Origin of the sequence: Actinacidiphila alni, from assembly GCF_900112845.1 — a bacterium.
In the GTDB taxonomy this organism is placed as follows: domain Bacteria; phylum Actinomycetota; class Actinomycetes; order Streptomycetales; family Streptomycetaceae; genus Actinacidiphila; species Actinacidiphila alni.
The window spans coordinates 71,306-89,597 of sequence record NZ_FONG01000029.1; the positions used below are offsets into that span (position 1 = coordinate 71,306).

At 70.8% G+C, this 18,292-nt stretch carries 13 protein-coding genes and 1 pseudogene; 12 read left to right on the plus strand and 2 right to left on the minus strand.

What is annotated here, in order from left to right; translation table 11 throughout:
* Positions 1–116: 116 nt before the first annotated feature.
* The 6 genes from BM076_RS32775 (at position 117) to BM076_RS32800 (ending at position 5,915) form a co-directional block, all read left to right on the plus strand.
* Positions 117–1,028: a MurR/RpiR family transcriptional regulator gene (locus BM076_RS32775; protein WP_093717402.1), complete on the plus strand. Its 912-nt coding sequence runs from the start codon at positions 117–119 to the stop codon at positions 1,026–1,028.
* Between the two features lie 87 nt (positions 1,029–1,115).
* The gene (locus tag BM076_RS32780) at positions 1,116–2,414 is read left to right on the plus strand and encodes a hypothetical protein (protein ID WP_093717403.1); all 1,299 of its coding nucleotides are present in this window, start codon (positions 1,116–1,118) and stop codon (positions 2,412–2,414) included.
* A 171-nt stretch (positions 2,415–2,585) separates the two neighbouring features.
* Positions 2,586–3,461: a PIG-L family deacetylase gene (locus BM076_RS32785; protein ID WP_093717404.1), complete on the plus strand. Its 876-nt coding sequence runs from the start codon at positions 2,586–2,588 to the stop codon at positions 3,459–3,461.
* A gap of 81 nt (positions 3,462–3,542) precedes the next feature.
* Positions 3,543–3,917 (plus strand): hypothetical protein, encoded by a 375-nt coding sequence (locus BM076_RS32790; RefSeq protein WP_093717414.1) that lies wholly within the window; start codon positions 3,543–3,545, stop codon positions 3,915–3,917.
* A gap of 97 nt (positions 3,918–4,014) precedes the next feature.
* On the plus strand, positions 4,015–4,527 hold the full coding sequence (locus BM076_RS32795; protein WP_218160140.1) for a tetratricopeptide repeat protein: 513 nt from the start codon (positions 4,015–4,017) through the stop codon (positions 4,525–4,527).
* 224 nt (positions 4,528–4,751) lie between these two features.
* Complete coding sequence (locus tag BM076_RS32800) at positions 4,752–5,915, plus strand: glycosyltransferase family 39 protein (RefSeq protein ID WP_218160141.1); 1,164 nt, start codon at positions 4,752–4,754, stop codon at positions 5,913–5,915.
* An 84-nt stretch (positions 5,916–5,999) separates the two neighbouring features.
* Here BM076_RS32800 and BM076_RS32805 read toward each other — a convergent pair whose 3' ends face one another.
* Positions 6,000–8,234 carry an RICIN domain-containing protein gene (locus tag BM076_RS32805; protein ID WP_322936929.1) on the minus strand — a complete coding sequence of 745 codons (2,235 nt, stop codon included), beginning with the start codon at positions 8,232–8,234 and terminating at the stop codon, positions 6,000–6,002.
* 406 nt (positions 8,235–8,640) lie between these two features.
* On the opposite strand from BM076_RS32805, the gene tap reads away from it, so the two are divergent.
* Positions 8,641–10,800, plus strand: coding sequence for a telomere-associated protein Tap (tap, locus tag BM076_RS32810; protein ID WP_093717406.1), 2,160 nt, complete (start codon positions 8,641–8,643; stop codon positions 10,798–10,800).
* A gap of 3 nt (positions 10,801–10,803) precedes the next feature.
* The gene (gene tpg, locus BM076_RS32815) at positions 10,804–11,361 is read left to right on the plus strand and encodes a telomere-protecting terminal protein Tpg (protein ID WP_093717407.1); all 558 of its coding nucleotides are present in this window, start codon (positions 10,804–10,806) and stop codon (positions 11,359–11,361) included.
* Between the two features lie 302 nt (positions 11,362–11,663).
* Here tpg and BM076_RS35865 read toward each other — a convergent pair whose 3' ends face one another.
* Entirely contained in the window at positions 11,664–12,149 is a 486-nt protein-coding gene (locus BM076_RS35865) for a pentapeptide repeat-containing protein (RefSeq protein ID WP_107417011.1), read from the minus strand.
* 652 nt (positions 12,150–12,801) lie between these two features.
* Between BM076_RS35865 and BM076_RS32820 the strand changes: the two genes are divergently transcribed.
* The 4 genes and pseudogenes from BM076_RS32820 to BM076_RS32835 form a co-directional block, all read left to right on the plus strand.
* Positions 12,802–14,403 (plus strand): FAD-dependent oxidoreductase, encoded by a 1,602-nt coding sequence (locus tag BM076_RS32820; protein ID WP_177246725.1) that lies wholly within the window; start codon positions 12,802–12,804, stop codon positions 14,401–14,403.
* Positions 14,404–14,593: 190 nt separating this feature from the next.
* Positions 14,594–14,863: pseudogene (locus tag BM076_RS38405) on the plus strand (fibronectin type III-like domain-contianing protein); the annotation flags it as partial.
* 388 nt (positions 14,864–15,251) lie between these two features.
* On the plus strand, positions 15,252–16,952 hold the full coding sequence (locus BM076_RS32830; protein ID WP_093717345.1) for a right-handed parallel beta-helix repeat-containing protein: 1,701 nt from the start codon (positions 15,252–15,254) through the stop codon (positions 16,950–16,952).
* A 106-nt stretch (positions 16,953–17,058) separates the two neighbouring features.
* The coding region (locus tag BM076_RS32835; RefSeq protein ID WP_143120705.1) for an FAD-dependent oxidoreductase at positions 17,059–18,292 on the plus strand (1,234 nt) is incomplete at its 3' end.

Genomic DNA, 18,292 nt, shown 5'->3' on the forward strand with positions numbered 1-18,292 from the left:
TCGCCGGGCGAACACCGCACGGGCGCAGGGCGAATGATGCGCGGAAGGTCTTGACGGGCGGTCCTGTCGGTCATAATTTTCACCACCTGGGCGATCGATGAAAATCGAGGATCACGGTGACAGGTGAGAGCGGTGGCCTGCTCGGCAGGCTGCGGACCGAGGGACCGGACATGCCGGAAGCCCTCTCGCGCGTCGCGGACGCCATCCTCGCGGACCCGGAGCGGGCCGCGCACCTGAGCATCCTCGACCTCGCCGATCACGCCGGCACCTCGGCCGCGACCGTCACCCGCTTCAGCCGCATGCTCGGCTTCCGCGGCTACGCCAATCTGCGCGTCGCCGTCGCCACCGAGACCGGCCGGGCCGAACAGGCCCGCTGGGACACCGACATCAGCGGCGACACCGCCCCGGGCGCCCCCCTCACCGACGTCCTCGCGGTGGTGGCCGCCGCCAACACCCGGGCCATCCAGGACACCGCGGCCGGTCTCGACGTCGCCGCCGTCGACCGACTGGCCACCGCCATCGCCACGGCCGGCCGCGTCGAGATCTTCGGCCTCGGCAGCAGCGGCACCGCGGGCAGCGAAATGGCGTTCCGGCTCGAACGCATCCGCGTCCCCGTCCGCTACCGCGCCGACACGCACACCGCGCTCACCAACGCGGCGCTGCTGCGCGGCGGCGACGTGGCCATCGCCCTGTCGCACTCCGGCCGCACCCGCGAGCCGATCGAAGTGCTCGCCGAGGCCGCCGACCACGGCGCCCTGACCGCCGCCGTCACCTCCTACCCCCGGTCGCCGCTGGCCGAGATCGCCGACATCGTCTTCACGCCCTCGGTGTACGAGACGACCTTCCGGCTCGCGGCCCTGTCCACCCTCCACTCCCAACTGCTGATCCTCGACCTCATCTACGTGGCCGTCGCCCAGCGCACCTTCGAACGCACCGAAGAAGCGCTGCGGCTCACCGCCCGGGCGGTCGACGCCCACCGGGTGCCCGACAAGCCGCCGTCCCGCAAGCGCGGGCGCGCGAAGTCCTAGGGCGTGTCCGCCAGGCGCCACATTGCGGACACGCCCTAGCCGTCACCGGCCACCCCACTTCCGCCTCCGAACCACCGGGAAGCCCACATGACAAGACGCTCCTCCACCCCCAGCCGGCGCACCTTCCTCACTGCCGCTTCCGGCTCCGCCGCCGCCCTCCTGACCGGCGCCCTGGCCACCCCTGCTGTCGCCTCCACCCAGCCGGGCCGCGCGGGCCGTCCAGGCAGACCAGTCCGACCCGGTTGGCCGGACGGCGACCCGGCGGCCTCCGTGGGCCGGGCCTTCGCCTTCCTCGACGCCAAATTCGACGAGTACGGCACGGGCGACGCCCTTCGGGTGCCGCGCAGCTACACCGGCGGCTTCTTCGAGACGCCGACGTGGACCTTCGTCTCCTCCTTCGCCTACGACGACGCACTGATGATCATCGCGTGGCTGGGCCGCGGACGCCCGGGCGACGTCCACCGCGCCACGGTGCTCGGCGACACCCTCCTCTACGCCCAGGACCACGACCCGATCGGCGACGGCCGCACCCGCGCCTCGTACCAGCCGGACTCCTTCACCCCGCCGACCGGCAATCTCGACATCGGCTCACCCGCCGCGTACACCGGCAATCAGGCGTGGGTCGGCATGGCCTTCGCGCACCTGTACGCCCGCACCCGGCACCACCGCTTCCTCGACGGGGCGCTGCGCGCGGCCGACTGGATACAGCGGCACACCTTCGACGGCACCCGAGCCCCGTACGGCTACACCGGCGGCCGTACCGCCGACGACCAGCCCAACACCTACAAGGCGACCGAGCACAACATCGACACCGGCGCCTTCTTCACCATGCTCGCCCGGCTGACCGGCAAGCAGGTGTGGCGCGGCCGCGCGGCCGTCGCCTTCTCCTTCGTCGACGCCATGCGCGACCGGGCCGGCGGCCACCTGTGGACCGGCACCGACCCCGACGGCGTCACGACCAACCGCACCCCGATCCCCGAGGACGTCCAGACCTGGGCCTACCTCGCCACGCTCGACCACCGGTACAGCGGCTCGGTGGACTGGGTGCTGCGGAAGCTGACGGCCCATGACGCGGGCGTGTCCGGCGTCTCCTTCAGCGACACCGACGTCAGCAAGGTATGGCTGGAGGGGACGGCCCACACCGCGCTCGCCGTGCGCACCCGCGCCGCCAGGGGCGACGACCGGCGGGCCGCGGATCTGCTGCGCAACATCGAACGGGCCCAGGCCACCACACCCGTCGGCGACGGCCGGGGCATTCCCGCCGCGTCCAGCGACGGCCTGGACACCGGCTTCGGCGACACCTACTACGCGAGCCTGCACACAGGCGCGACCGCCTGGTATCTGCTCGCAGCCCTCGGGCACAACCCCTTCCGGCTGCCGCGCTGACCCCGGGCCGCGGCCGTACGGCCGCGGGGAGCCGGGGCTGCCGGGTGGGTTACGGTGATCCCACCCGCGGCAGCCACCGGCCGCCGCGGCCCGCGCCGTCGCGCGCCGCCCGCCAGGCGCGGCGCCGACGACCCGATCGCGCGACGACTCCGGCAGGCAAGGTGGGTATCCGTGTCCGATCGACCGCTGACGCTGATGGCGGTGCACGCGCACCCCGACGACGAGGCCAGCGGCACCGGCGGACTGCTGGCGCGCAGCGCAGCCGAGGGCGTCCGTACGGTCCTGGTCACCTGCACCGACGGCCGGTGCGGCGACGCCCCCGACGGTACGAAGCCGGGGCAGCCCGGGCACGACCCGGAGGCCGTCGTCGCCGTCCGCCGGGCCGAACTCGCCAAGAGCTGCGGCATCCTCGCGGTCTCGCAGCTGGAACTCCTCGGCTACGGCGACTCCGGAATGATGGGCTGGGACACCAACGAGGCAGAGGGTTCCTTCTGGACCACACCGCTCGACGAGGCCGCCGACCGGCTGGCCGCGCTGATGCGGCGCGAGCGCCCCGATGTCGTCGTCACCTACGACGAGAACGGCTTCTACGGTCACCCGGACCACATCCAGGCGCACCGCATCACGGTCGCGGCCATCGACCGGCTGGCCGACGACGAGCGGCCCGCGAAGCTCTACTGGACGGCGATGCCGCGCACGACGATGGACGCCCTGATCAGCAGGATGACCGAGGCGCAGCAGCAGGAACAGCAGGAGCAGGAATCGGAGCAGGGCGGCCGGTCCGAGGACGGCGGGCCGCGCGACGGCGACATTCCGCCGCTCGGCCTGCCCGACGAGGCCATCAGCACCTGGGTCGACATCCGGGAGCACACCGACCAGAAGTTCGACGCGCTGTCCGCGCACGCCAGCCAGCCCGACAACGCGTTCTTCACCGCGCTCGGCCGCGCCGAATTCGCCCGCCTGCTGGGCGTCGAGACCTTCGTCCGGGTCCGCGACACGACCGGCGCGCCGCTCCCCGAGAAGGACATCTTCGCGGGCCTGCGGTAAGCGGCTTGCGGTAAGTAGTTCGCGGTGAAGTCGCCGCCCATCGCCGCCCGCCGGCCGCGCCGCCGGGTGACAATGGGCGCCATGTCCTCACCCCGGCCGGGCGGTTCCCGCAATTCGCTGTGGTCCATCGCGTCCACGGAGTCCATCCTGTCCATCGGTTCGACCGGCTCGATCCTGTCGATCGGATCGGTGGCGTCCTTCGCCTCCATCGGCTCGGTCGGATCCACGATGTCCGCCGTCTCCGTCGGCTCCTTCCAGTCCTTCGGCTCCTGGCTGTCGGGCCAGTCCAACGGCTCCGTGCTCAGCTGGCAGTCCAACAACGCCGTCCTGGCCAGCCGCACGGATGCCACCACCACCCGCCGCCTGCCCCGCGCCGCCGCCGCACTGGCCGTCACCGCCGTGGCCGGCCTGATCTGGTGGGACGCGCACCGCGCCGCAGGCCGCACCGCCGGCTGAGCGGCACCGCTCCGGCCGTCCGGCACCGGCCACGACGGCCCCGCGGGAGCCTGGGATAGGGTGATTCGATCTTCTGACCGGAACACGGGGTGCCACAGTGACGACCGAATTGACGCCGGAGCTGGCCGAGGCGATCCAGCGCGGCTACGACCGGCGGGACCGCGCGGACATGGCGCCGACGATCGCCTACTTCCAGGCGCTGCTCGCCGAGCACCCCGACCACCCGGTCCTCGTCTACGAGGTGGGCGGCGCCTACGACACCGCGGGCGAGGAACAGACCGCGCGCGGCTATTACGAACGGGCGCTCGCCCTCGGCCTCGACGGCGACGTACTGCGCCGGTGCCTGTGCCAGTACGGCAGCACGCTGCGGTGGCTGGGCGAACTGGACGAGTCGCTGGCCGTCCTCGACCGCGCCCGCGCCGAATTCCCCGACTCCGAGTCCGTACGGGTCTTCCGCGCCCTGACCCTCAACGACGCCAAGCGATCCGACGAGGCGCTGGCGGAACTGCTCACCGTCGTCACCGAGCACCCCGAGGTCACCGACCTCGGCCGCTGGGCGGTGGGCCTGCGCGGCCTCGCCCAGTGGCTCGCGGACGGGCGCCCCGAATAGGCGCTCCGGCCGGCCCGTAGTGCCGTGTCCTCACTGACCCCCACCGGGCGCCGCCGGCGAGCCCGACGAGCAAGGCCAGCGGCACCCCGTCGATGCCGTCCAACGAACAGTCCGACTGCGGCAGGTGGTTACAATTCGCTTGCCGTTCACCTCCCCGACGCTGGTGATGGGTGTTCGGCGGGGGGCTTCGCGTCGGTTCGGACGTAATTTTTCCTGGGGGTGTCGTGGCACTGCTGAATCGTGCCCAACCGGCGCCGACGGTGGGGGCCGCCGGTACGGACCGGTGGGGAACGCTGCGGGAGGCCGCGCGCGCCGCGGCGCCCGCGGTCCTGGGCTATCTGCTGGTGCGGCTGGCCGCGACCGCGATCCTGTGGGGATGGGCGAGGTCGGAACACCACAGCGTGCTGACCCTGCTCGGCCGCAAATGGGACTCGCTGTGGTTCCTCGGCATCATCGGGCACGGATACGACCACGGCACCCCGCTGCAGAGCAATCTCGCGTTCTTCCCCCTCTACCCGCAGCTCGTCCGCGGCGCCGACGTGCTGTCCCCGGCCGGTCCCGCGACCACGGGCGTCCTGCTCGACTGGATCTTCGCGTTGGCGGCGGCGTGGGGGATCTACGCGGTCGGCGAGCGGCTGTACGGGCAGCGCGCAGGCGTGGTGCTCGCGGTGCTCTGGGGCGCGGTCCCGCACGCGGTGGTCGAGTCGATGGCCTACACCGAGAGCCTGTTCACCGCGCTGGCCGCCTGGACGCTCTACGCCCTGCTGAGCGAGCGCTGGCTGACCAGCGGCTTCCTCTGCCTGCTGGCGGGACTGACCCGGCCGACGGCCTCCGCCCTGGTACCGGTGGTGTGCCTGGCGGCATTGCTGGCCGTGGTGCGATCACCGCGTGCGTGGCGGCCATGGGCGGCGCTGCTGCTGGCACCGGCGGGCTGGCTCGGCTATCTGCTGTGGGTCGGCCTGCGGCTGCACCGCCTCGACGGCTGGTTCCACGTCCAGAAGGACGGGTGGGGCTCGTCCTGGGACGGCGGCCGCTTCACCGTGAACTACGCCAGGCACGTCCTCGCCGCACCGTCGGCACTCGACCTCTACGCGGTGACCTTCGTCCTTCTGCTGGCCGTCGCGCTCTTCGTCCTCAGCCTGCTCGACCGCCAGCCCTGGCAGCTGCTCGTCTTCAGCGGCCTGCTGCTGGCCACCTCCATCGGCGGATCCGGCTACTACCACTCCAAGGCCCGTTTCCTCATCGCGGCCTTTCCCCTGCTGATGCCGCCCGCCGTCGCGCTTGCCAAGGCCCGGACCGGCACGGCCGTCACCGTCGTCGCGACGATGACCCTGGTGTCGGGCTACTTCGGCGGCTATCTGCTGCTGGTGTGGAACCACTCACCCTGACCTCGACGGCCGGGCCCGTACGCCGTACGGCCCCGGCCGCACGGGAAGAGCCCAGGTGACTCTCCCCGTGCGCCCGGACAGGCCCTAGCCGATGGACCAGTGCTGACCGGCCGCACCGGTGTCGGGCTGCTGCGTGACAAGAGCCCCGTCCGCGGTGGACGCGGTCGTGACCAGCAGACCGCTCTTCGCGGAGGCGACGGTGTACGTCCCGTCGGACCGTCCGGTGACGGTCCAGCGCTGGTTGCTGCCGCCCGTGCAGGTCCACTGGATGATCCGGGCGCCGGCGCTGGTCGAGCCTCCGTCGACGTCGGCGCACAGCCCGGACTCGCGGTTCACCAACTGGTAGGTGCCGTCGGACTGCCGGGTAAAGGTCCAGGTCTGGTTCGCGCCGCCATTGGCCGTCCAGGTGACGAGCTGGGTGCCGGGCGACGTGCTGTGGTTCGGGTCGTCCAGCGCCTTGCCGCCGGTCGTCAGCGTGTGGTCGCCGTCCAGTCCACCGCCCGGGGGAGTGGTGCCGGCCGCGGTCACGGTCAGGGTCTGGTCGGCGGCGGCGCGGCTGCCGCCGACCGCGCTGCCCGTGGTGTTGGTCCAGTAGCGGGCGGGCGTGGTCTCCGACAGCCGCCCGGCCTGCGAGGACAGCCCGATGACCAGCCCGCTGTAGCGGTTGACCAGCCGGTAGGTGCCGTTGGCCGCGCCCGAGGCCGTCCTGCCGGGGATGACGAACCACTGCTGGCCGACGGTGGGCCCGCCCGAGCCGGCCGCGGTGACGGTGGGGGCGGTGCCCCAGGCGCGGGTGGCGCTCGACGTGGCGGCGACGCCCAGGAGCTGGCCGGTGGCGGCATTGGTGATCCGGTACGAGCCGTCGCCGTTCCCGGCGAACGACCAGGTGTCGAGGCGGGTGGAGGCCGCGGCGGCCAGCGAGGTCGTGGCCGTACTGCCGGAGACCTGGGCGAGGACACGGCCGGCTCCGCTGCTGATCCGGTAGGTGACGGCGGGGTCGAAGGGCGCCGCGGCAGGAGCCCCGGAGTCGATGGTGATGTTGGTGTACTCCGCGGAGGAGCCGCCGGAACAGCCGAAGGAGCAGTAGGAACGGAAGGACTTGCCGACGACACCGGATCCGGTCCTGCTGGCGCCGTCGAGGAACCACCGGTACCAGGAAGCGGTGTGATAGCTGCCCGTGTCGCCGATCAGGGTCCACTTCTGCGTGGCGAGGTCGGCGGTGGCATAGAACTGCTGAGGCGCGTTGCCGCTCTGGTCGACGGCCTGCGGCTCGCCGATGTACAGACCGAGATAGGCGTCGTAGGCGACGTCCATGACGAACAGCGGGGACGTCGGCGGCGCCGTACCGGCCGCGATCTGCTGGTCGGTCGTCCCGGTGTTCGCCGGGTCGTACTCGTCGGCCGCAGGCGTGTAACCGGTCGTGCTGGTCGCGGAGACCGGCACGATGTTGCTCTCCTTGCCGCCCACCCCGGACTGTGACCAGGCGCCGTCGTACCACTTCTGCCAGGAGCCCGGCGCCATCTTGCCCGAGATCGGCGCACGCGCGACATGCTCGTAGAACGCCTTCCAGCCGCCGTTCTTGTCCACCACGCGGGAGCCGTAGTAAGCGTAGAAATATCCCGAGGCCGTGTCGACCAGCAGCCGCTGGTCGCCGTCGCCGTAGTAGTAGGTCTGGTTCGGGAACGCGGCGGTGTCACCGCGCTTGGTGCTGTACGGCGAGGTGATGACATGGGCCTTGATGGTCCATGTCCTGCCCTGGTCGGTGGAGAGCGCGTAGTCGATGGCGTCGTAGTGCAGCCCGTCGCCGAAGGGCTGCGGGGTGAACTCGTTGTGGACCAGCCCGTACCAGTCGCCGGTGTCCGGATCCACCCACACCCCGGACAGATCGCAGTAGTTCCGCTGCGCGTAGCCCGATCCGGCCGGCGCGTACGTGGACTCCTTGCCCGTCGGGCTGTTGTTGCAGAAGGCGGTGGTGTCGGGATTCGTGCCCGCGTCGCTGATCGGTGACCGGGTGGCGGAGTCCAGGTTCGCGCCGGAGTAGAACGTCCAGGCGCGGCCGGCGTTCGCGGCGTAGTCGGCGTGCGCCTCCTGGGCGTAGTACGTGCCGTCCTTGTCGATGTAACCGGCGGCCGGTGTGTCGTCGGGGTGCATCCAGGATCCCTTCGAACCGACGGTGACGGTGTAGGACGCGGCGCCCGGTGCGGCGGACGCGGCAGGCGCAGACGTCAGCCCGCCCCCTGCCAGGGACAGGACCGTTGCCGCGGCGGCGAGGGCCACGAGCCTCAGCCGCGCCCTTGTTCTCTTCATGACTGCGGACACGCGTTGCTCCTTCTCGACGGAGGGTCGGCCCGTGGATCCGGGGCAGACCGATGTGATCGATATCAGACCGGCCGGACCGCGCCGTGCGGTGAACAAGTGACGCAGTGAACAGGTCATTTCGCGGAGGTCGGCAGCGGGAACTATGGCAGAGGTTGGCAGCGATGCCAATGCCTTCAGCGAGGGGTGTCCTGATCGATGGTGAAGTTTCCGGGCGGGATTCACGCATCTTCGAGCAAGGAGGCGCCTTGCGGGGGAGCGGAAGCCATCGTCGGGCGGCACCCGGTGGCGGTGCGGGACCGCTGTCGCCACCGGCTCCGGCACCCGGGTCTTCCTTCTCGCTCCAGTGTGCGTTTTGCAAGCGATTCGAAGATCGATTCATGTTAGCGTGCGCTGCGGAGGTGTGGTTGTGCCCACTGAGGACGAGCTGTTCGGTGCGGTGGACGCGCTGCTGGAACGGGTGCCCGCCGAGGAGTTGCCGCCGCCGGTCGAGCGGCGCCGGCTGCGGGAGGCGGCCGGGCTGAGCCAGAGTCAGATCGCCACGGCGCTCGGCACACGCCGTGAAGCGGTGGGGGGATGGGAGGCGGGCCGGTCGGAGCCGCGGCCCCCGCACCGGGCGGCGTACGCCCGGCTGCTGGAGGGCCTCGCGCAGCGGTTCCCCGATCCCGGCCCGACGGCTCCGGGCGCCGGGGCCGTACCGGTGGAGCGTTCGACGGAACCGGCAACCACCACCGTGGCCGAGAACCGGCCGACGGCACCGTCCCGGCCCGCGCCGGCGTCGCGGCCCCCGGCCGCGCGGAAGCCGGCGGCCACGCCCGCACCCGCCCCGGCCGGCGCCGATCCGCGCTTCGCCCACGGCCCGCTCGGCGTGCTGGACGGCGACGGGTCGCTGTACTGCGCCGGGGGCCTGGTGGTGGAGTGCCCGGCCTCGTCCGTACCGGAGTTGGTCGCGTGGACGCTCGCCGAGGGCAGGCTCGGAGCGGCCCGGCTGCACAAATCGGGCCGGGACTCCGACCCGTTGATCGTCGTGACGGCCGGGGCCGCGGCCCGGCTCGGACTACCCGAGCGGCTGGAGGACCGGCGGTCGATGCGGCTGCCGGAGGACCACAAGGTGGTCCGGCAGATCGCGAGGGCGAAGTGGCAGCTGACGCGGCGCGGGTTCGGCCCCTGGGCGCGGATCTACCGCCCCGCGCAGAACGGCGGACGGCAGTGCGTACAGCTGGCGGTCCTGCCCTGGGACGCGCTGGACGCCCGCGCGTGGGGCGACGCCGGTGACCTGCCGCCGGCGGAGCTGGCCCGGGTGCTCACCGCGTACGCCTCGAGAGTGCTGACGCCGCGCGGTTCGGCCGCCGTGGCGGGCCTGGAGCTGATGACCGCGCTGCGGCCGCCGACCCGCGCGATGAAGGACGAGGCGGCCGGCACCTGGGTGTCCGGCCCGGTCCCGGGTTCGCTCGTCGCCGCCGTGGACCCGGCGCCCCCGGAGGCCCCGGACGAACACCCCGTCGTGGCCGCGCTGTTCCCGCGCACGCACGAGCGGACCGCGGCCGAAGTCCTCGACGAGGAGGCGTTCGACTGGATCCGCGACAGCGAGCTGCTCACCGACGCCGAGTGCGCCCGCCCGTACGCGGTCGGCGTCGACGTGAACACCGCGTTCCTCGCCGCCGCGAACAGGCTGATGGTGGGCCTGTCCGGGCCGGAGCACGTCAAGGCGCCGCGATTCGACAAGTCCGTACCGGGTTCCTGGCTGGTGGACCTGTCCGCCATCGAGATCGACCCGCGACTGCCGTCCCCGTTCACACCGCACGGCCGCCGGCCCGACGGCCCGGCCTGGTACGCGACGCCGACGGTGGCGTACGCACAGGAGCTGATCGACACCTTCGCGCTGCCGGTGGAACTCCGTCCCGTCGAAGCGTACGTACGACGCGAGGCGGGCCCCTACCTGGACCCCTGGTACAAGCACCTGTCCGAGGCGTACAAAGCGACGATGGCCGACCTCGGCGTGACGTCCGCCCTGTCACCGCCCGCGTTTCTCGACGCGATGGCCGGGCACAAGGACGGTGACCCGGGCATGGCGGCGGTGCTGTCCGCGATCAAGGCGACGATCAAGGGCGGCATCGGCAAACTGCGCGAGCGCCCGCAGGGCATCGGATACCGGCCGGGGGAGCGGTGGCCCGCCCTGGAACGCCCGACATGGCGCCCGGACATCCGTGCGGCGGTGATCTCGGCGGCCCGGGTCAATATGCACCGCAAGCTGCTCAAGACCGCGCTCGCCACACAGTCGGGCCCCGCGCCCGCCGGGTCGCTGCTGTTCGGCCAGGACGCGCTGCTGCCGGTCGCCCTGCTGTCGGACTGCGTCGTCTACCCGGCCGCCGGGCCTTCCCCGCTGGACGTCCTGCCGTACGACGCGGCGGGCAAACCGGCACCGGGCACCTTCCGGCTGGGGGTCTCGCCCGGCATGGTCAAACACGAGGGCACGCAGCCGCTGTTCTGGGCGGTGGAGCTCCTGGAGCAGCAGCACAACCCGGCCCGCCACATCAAGGGCGACGGCGCCACGGACGACGGGGAGTAGCCGATGGGCGAGATGGAAGAGGCCCTGGCCCGGGCGTCCGCGGGTACCGCGACCCGGCCGATCCCGAAGTCGGCGCAGGCCCGGATGCGGTTCCTGCTGAAGACGGAGAAGGGCTCCACCCGCGCTCTTGCCGCCCGTCTCGGCATCACCCAGCGCACTGTGGAGCGCTATCTCAAGGGCACCCTGCGCCGCCCTCGCGCGGAGTTGGCCGCCCGTCTGGAACGCGAGGTCCGCCGTGACTGGCAGCCCCGCGTCCAGCAGCGCGCGAAGAAGCAGGCCGCCACGGCCACCGGCATCGTGATCGAGACCCGCGCCCGCTTCGGCTTCACCGCCGCCCCCGGCTCCACCGACGACGGCCGCATCCGCCGCATCACCCAACACCTCCCCCCGCCCTACGCGGCCCGGCTCTTCGACGCCCAGGCATCAGGCGCCACCGAACAGCAACTCCAACGCATCGCAGCCGAGGGCCTCCAGGAGATCTACTTCAAGGACAACGGCCGCCGCGCCGCCGACCTCGAGGTGGAGTTCACCGACATCGACTACATCGAGCTGGATTTCTGATCCCCCGCTCCCGCCGTGCGTCTGTCGGCCGGCCGAACCGGGACCGTCCGATGCGCCGCCGCGTACCTCTGTGCTGGCGCCAAGGCTCAGTCCCGGACCTCGCGGGTCTTCCCGCCCATTGGGTTCGGTATGCCGCGCATACGCCCTAGGTCACGGGGCGCGCGTACGGGAAGTCTGCACCTGACGACCGATCAACTCTCTTGACCGGCAGCGGCATTCAACGGATAAGGTCTGCTCAGCTCCCGCACAAGGACGCTGTGACCAGCCCCGCAAACACTTGGGCATCATACGTAAGCGCGCCCCTAAGCGGATACTGGCACAAGATCATATAGCCGTGTGTAATCTCCTCCACTCTGAACACGATAAATACCAGCGGCGTATGGCTCCTCGACAGATCTGTACAGCAGTTCGTCGATGTCGAAATGATCAGGCCACTGTGTTCCTTGCAGGGTCCAGCGCACGCCAGTGAGATCGGCATCAATGAATTCTGCCCGCGTAAGATCGGCCTCCGTAAAGTCGTTGAGCGTACTTTCCAGAACCAACCCGGCCTCGGCATGAGCGGCCTCGAGTCCAAACGGACCCCCGGTTACTCCGTCGAGAATCCGAGCGAAGAGAAGGCCGAGGGCTCGCGTATCCCGTGCGGCCGCTTCTCGAACTTGTTCAAGCGCCGAAAGCCTCAGATCTTCAAGAGCGAAAACGATGTGCTCAGCTACATCCTGAGCACGCGCGAAAACCCTCATCGTTTCGGCGGACTCTTGCGCATCAGGAACTTTCGACCAGTTCTCCATTGCGGTATGCGCAACCACAAAACACTTTTCCCACTCCCTGATTTCCCTTTGGACCTTCCGGAGGGCCGATTTTTTGGGGCACACAACTGGAGTGCGACGTTTGTGGCTGTCGTCATGGATTCACCACGGGCCGTAGAGCGTCGAATTATATCCCGGGACGCGTTTTCAAATGTGCGTGCATTCATGATTGCCAAGGATAAGGGGGCATGGCGATCTCTCTCTAGCCTGTCTATGACACCCCAGGTGTGCTGGTCGAAGATTTCACAAAGATTCGATCGATTGATTATTTCCCGACGGGTTCGAGTCTGGATAGCGTGAAGGACCGATGTGATCCATTTTCTGCCCTCCCGTACTAGGTCAAGAGCCCGTACAACTTGAAAATAAGGAGATCGGCCGTATTGCGGTCGACCGGCTGCACGCGATGCTCGATGACCCAGGTCAGCGGGCGGAGAGCCTGCTGGTGCCGTGTCCGTTGATCGCGGGCACGACGATCGCGGCGGTGAGCTGACACCGGCCGTCTCGACGGCACGCGCGAAGCAGTCAACGGGCGGCGTCCGTCGGTGACGGCTGCCCGGAACACCCTCCGGTACGGCCACCGGGCCGGAACGGAACGCCGCGACCGGCACATACCGTCACAAGGAGTAGTTGGGCAATGACAGAGATACGGACCGAGGTTCTCGTGGTCGGCGGCGGGCTCGGTGGGGTGGCCGCCGCGCTCACCGCCGTACGGCTCGGCCGCACCGTGGTCCTCACCGAACCCGCCGCCTGGCTCGGCGGGCAGCTCACCGCCCAGGCCGTGCCGCCGGACGAGCATCCGTGGATCGAGGGTCCTGCGGCGCCGCCGGGCTATACGGAACTGCGCCGCCGGGTGCGGGACTACTACCGCCGTAATTACCCCCTGACGCCCGGGGCTGCGCGGGATCCGTTGCTCGATCCGGGTCTTGGTGTGGTGAGCCGGATGTGCCACGAGCCGCGGGTCGCGGCGGCGGTGATCGAGGAGATGCTCGCCCCGTGGCGTGCCTCGGGCGCGCTGACGGTCCTGCAGGGGTACGAGCCGGTCGCAGCGCACACCGAGGGCGACCGGGTCGAGGCCGTCACCGTGGCCGGCCGCCGTGACGGGCGGCGGATCACCGTCCACGCCTCCTACGTCGCGGATGCCACCGAGCTGGGCGACCTGCTGGACCTGGCGGGCGTGGAGCACGTCATCGGCGCCGAGGGCCGGGACGCCACGGGCGAGCCGCACGCCCCGCAGGCCGCCGATCCGCTCGATCAGCAGGCGGTGTCGTGGTGTTTCGCGCTGGACTACCGGCCCGGCGAGGAGCACGTCGTCGACCGGCCGGCGTCGTACGAGCACTGGCGTACGGCCACGGCCCCGTTCTGGCCGGGCCCGCAGCTGTCCCTGACCGATGTCGTGCCGATCACCCTGCAGGAGCGGACCTGGTCGCTGATGGGCGCCGACCGGGCCGCGGGCGAGCACTTCGACCTGTGGCAGTTCCGGCGGGTGCTGGCGCGCGAGCAGTTCGAGGCGGGCGCGTACGCGTCGGACCTGACGGTGGTGAACTGGCCGCAGATCGACTACTGGGAGGCGCCGCTGCTCGGCGTGGACGCGGCGGCCCGCGACGCGGCGCTGGCGGCCAGCCGGGAGCTGTCGCTGTCGTTCCTGTACTGGCTGCAGACGCAGGCCCCGCGCCCGGACGGCGGCACCGGGTATCCGGGGCTGCGGCTGCGGCCGGACGTGACCGGGACCTGCGACGGGCTGGCGATGGCGCCGTACATCCGTGAATCGCGCCGGATCAAGGCCGAGTTCACGGTCCTGGAACAGCACGTCGGGGTGGAGGCGCGGCCCGCGGGCGCGGGCAGTGAGATCTTCCACGACAGCGTCGGCCTGGGCAGCTACCGCATCGATCTGCACCCCTCGACGGCCGGGCGTACGTACATCGACATCGACTCGTACCCGTTCCAGATTCCGCTGGGCGCGCTGATCCCGGTGCGGGTGGACAATCTGCTGCCCGCCAACAAGAACATCGGCACCACCCACATCACCAACGGCTGCTACCGGCTGCACCCGGTGGAATGGGGCATCGGCGAGGCCGTCGGTGCGCTGGCCGGATTCTGCCTGGAGCGGGCGCTGCCGCCGCGCAAGGTCCGCTCGGACCAGACCCAACTCGCGGACTACCAGCGGCTGCTGAGCCGCACCCTCGGGATCAGCCTTGCCTGGCCCGAGGCGGTACGGACCCGGACGGAGCAGCGGTGAACCCCGTGGTCGGTGGGGCAGGTGCCGTTGTACGGCAACTACGAGCGGGCTGGCTGTCTGTGTGGTCCGGTGGTGTTCGTGCGGGAGGTATCTCGGCGCCGGTCACGGTCTGCGTTTCTTGTTCGGGTACGGGGTGGGCTGTACCGCCGTGGTGGTCGGCGGGTCTGTGCTCGGCTGTGACCGGGTGGCGGTGGGTGGTCGGCGGGCCGGTGCGGCTGTCGGGGTTTCCGTCACTGTCCGCAATGCCGGGTCCTGCCGTGGTCAGGGGGTCGTCCGGCTGTGTGTGCGGGATCCGGCGGCGGGTGTCGTCCGGCCGGTCTGCCGGCTGTGGGGGTTTCGGCGGGTGGTCCCGGGGCCGGGGGAGGAGCGGACGGTCGCCTTGACTGTCGGGGCTGCCGGCATGGGGTTCTGGACCGGCGGCCCGGCGGGTGTGTTGACCGTGGTGCCGGGTGGGATCCGCCTGCGCACCGGTACCGGTGCGGCCGCCCCCGACTGCACGACGCTGCCGCCCGGCCGCCCGGCCGCCCCCGGCTGCGCGATGCTGCTGGTCGTCTGGGACTGCCGCCCGCCCGCCCGCCCGCCCGCCTGGCCGCCCGGCCCGGCCCTTGGGCGGTGGCGGGGAAAGGAGCGGCCCACCCGGTCTCCCGTCCTCCGGGGGCGCGGGTCCGGGGTGCTGGGAACGTGCCGTGGCCCGATGCCAGGCGCACATGTACGGCCCGGCCGGCCTGTACCGCCCTGTACCGGCTTGTACTGGCTTGTACGGGGGCGGGCGGGGGCCGTGCTTCTGATCACGTATTCCATCGACGGTACGGCGGTGTATCGGCACCGCCGCGCAGTGAGGGAGAACCATGAGAGCAAAGGCGCTCGTACTCGCGGCCGTTCCTGTCGTCGCGGGCCTGCTGCCCGTGACGGCGGGGACGGCGCAGGCCGCCCCCGCGGCGGCGGCCACCTACTACGTGTCACCGTCCGGCAGCGACAGCAATACCGGCCTGTCGGCCGGTCAGGCGTGGAGGACGATCACGAAGGTCAACAGCACGGTGTTCGGGCAGGGCAGTACCGTGTCGTTCGAGGGCGGCCAGTCGTTCTCCGGCTGCCTGGTCTTCAACTCCACCAATGTGCCGGTCTCGTCGGCGTCGGTGCCGTTCACGGTGACGTCGTACGGCACGGGCCGGGCGACGGTGTCGTCGGCCTGCACGGGTGATTATTCGTCGGCGGTCACCGCGGACAATGTCAGCGGTTTCCGGCTGGACAACGTCAAGGTCGTCAACGGCTCGACGACGGCGGCCGGTGTGCTGCTGGAGAACCAGGACGGCACCTCGGCCGCGCAGGGCCTGACGGTCAGCGATTCCGACATCTCCGGGTTCGGCACCCCGGCGGGCAGCAGCAGTTCGTTCGGCGGACAGATCATGGTGCTGGGCTACGCGGTGAACGGGCACAGCGGCCCGCTGGACAGCGTCGTGATCCGCGACAACGCCCTGCACGGTGCGGGCGTGACGTCGGCGGCCGGCCCCGGCGTCTACGGCTGGGGCTCGGGGGCGAACATCACCAATGTCACCGTCGAGGGCAACACCGTCTACAACCTCGGCATGTCCGCGAAGGGTACCGGTGCGGGGATCACGGGTGACGGCTGGGACGGTGCGGTGATCCAGCACAATGTGGTCCACGACGTGGGGGCGAACGTCACCTCGTGCGGCGGTGCGTCCGGTATCGAGACCTACACCTCGAACAATGTGACGGTCCGTTACAACGAGGTGTACAACGTCCAGCCGTCGCCGGCGTTCACCGCCGGCTGCGACTGGGACGGTATCGATCTCGACGGCGGCACGACGAATTCGGTGGCCGAGTACAACTACACCCATCACAACGCGGGCAGCGGCCTGCTGGCGTACACCTCGACGGCCGGTTCGCGGGTGTGGGGGCCGAACACGTTCCGGTACAACATTTCCGAGAACGACGACTGGGGGAAGATCCAGGGCGGTCTGATGGACGTGGTGCCGTCGGCCCCGAAGAACGCCCTGAACGTGTACGGGAACACGTTCTTCACGAATGTGGCGCAGTCGGGGAAGTCGTCGGGCAGTGCGTGCTTCGACTTCGGTTACGCCGCCGGGACATGGGGCGCCGGATCGCTGATCGCGGACAACATCTGCTCCATGGGCAACAAGGACCAGTACGGCCGCCCGGGCCCGTTCTACTACAACGCCTACGGGCAGACCGGGATGACCCTGTCGCACAACCTGTACTACACCGCCGGCTCCCCGTCGTGGCGGTGGGGCGGCACCACCTACAGCACGTTCGCGGCCTGGCAGGCAGCCGGTGTGGAGACGTCCCCGGTGTGGGGTGACCCCTTGTTCGCCTCCGCGGGTGCGGGCGGCACCTGCTCCTGGACACCGCCGGCGGGCACCGGCCCGCAGCCGTGCCCGCAGGCCTACACCCTCAAATCCGGCTCCCCGGCGGCGGGTTCCGGCGTCGCGGTGGCGGGCAACGGCGGCACCGACTACTACCGGGCCGCGGTCCCGGCGGCGCCGAACATCGGCGCGGACGCCGCATAGCGGCGCGGTCGCCGGGCCTGTGCCGCCGCACACCGGGTGCGGCGGCACAGGCCCCGCCCCCCCTTTTTTCTTTTTTCCGGATTCTTCCCAGGAGCCCTGAAACGTGATGAGCACGGAACGGAACCTTCTGACCGTGGAACCGGCGTGCGACCGCCGGGATTTGCGCACCGAGTCGCTGGACGCCGATGTGGCGGTCGTCGGCGGCGGCATGGCGGGTGTGTGCGCGGCGGTGACCGCGGCGCGGGCGGGCGCGCAGGTGGTGCTGGTGCAGGACCGGCCGGTGCTGGGCGGGAACGCCTCGAGCGAGATACGGCTGTGGGTACTGGGTGCGACCGCGCACATGTTCAACAACAACCGGTGGTCCCGGGAGGGGGGTGTGCTGGACGAGATCCTGGTGGAGAACATGTACCGCAACCCCGAGGGGAACGCGGTCCTGTTCGACACGGTCCTGCTGGAGACCGTCGCCGCCGAGCCCGGCATCAGGCTGCTGCTGAACACCGCCGCCGACGCGGTGACCAAGGACGGCGACCGGATCGTGACGGTGTCGGGGTTCTGCAGCCAGAACTCGACGCGTTACGAGGTGTCCGCGCCGGTGTTCTGCGACGCCTCCGGCGACGGCGTCCTGGGGTATCTGGCCGGTGCCGGGTTCCGGATGGGCGCGGAACCGCGCGAGGAGTTCGGTGAACTGTTCGCCCCGCAGGAGTCCTACGGGGGCCTGCTGGGCCAGTCGGTCTACTTCTCCAGCAAGGACACCGGCCGCCCGGTGACATATGTACCGCCCGCCTACGCACTGGGGGACATCACGAGGATCCCCAGGTGGCGGAGTTTCGACACCCGTGTGCAGGGCTGCCGGCTGTGGTGGATCGAGTACGGGGGCCGCCTGGACACCGTGCACGACACCGAGGACATCAAGTGGGAACTGTGGAAGGTCGTCCACGGCGTGTGGGACCACCTGAAGAACTCCGGCGACTTCCCCGAGGCGGAGAACCTGACCCTGGAATGGGCGGGCCTGATCCCCGGCAAACGCGAATCCCGCCGCTTCGAGGGCCTGTACATGCTCCGCCAGCAGGACATCGTCGGCTGGCACACCCACCCCGACGCGATCGCCTCCGGAGGCTGGTCACTGGACCTCCACCCCGCCGACGGGGTCTTCAGCGAGCACCCGGGCAGCAACCACATCCACGCCCGCGGCGTCTACCAGATCCCCTACCGGTGCCTGGTCAGCCGCGACGTGCCGAACCTGCTCCTGGCGGGCCGGATCATCAGCGTCTCGCACGTGGCGTTCGCCTCCACCCGGGTGATGGCCACGTGCGCCCAGGCCGGGCAGGCGGCGGGCCTGG

Excerpts from the sequence above, each read along its gene's own strand:
- BM076_RS32820 (WP_177246725.1), top strand. The coding sequence starts at position 12,802 with ATGACAGAGATACGGACCGAGGTTCTCGTGGTCGGCGGCGGGCTCGGT.
- BM076_RS32830 (WP_093717345.1), top strand. The coding sequence starts at position 15,252 with ATGAGAGCAAAGGCGCTCGTACTCGCGGCCGTTCCTGTCGTCGCGGGC.
- BM076_RS32790 (WP_093717414.1), top strand. The coding sequence starts at position 3,543 with ATGTCCTCACCCCGGCCGGGCGGTTCCCGCAATTCGCTGTGGTCCATC.
- tpg (WP_093717407.1), top strand. The coding sequence starts at position 10,804 with ATGGGCGAGATGGAAGAGGCCCTGGCCCGGGCGTCCGCGGGTACCGCG.
- BM076_RS35865 (WP_107417011.1), bottom strand. The coding sequence starts at position 12,149 with ATGGAGAACTGGTCGAAAGTTCCTGATGCGCAAGAGTCCGCCGAAACG.
- BM076_RS32780 (WP_093717403.1), top strand. The coding sequence starts at position 1,116 with ATGACAAGACGCTCCTCCACCCCCAGCCGGCGCACCTTCCTCACTGCC.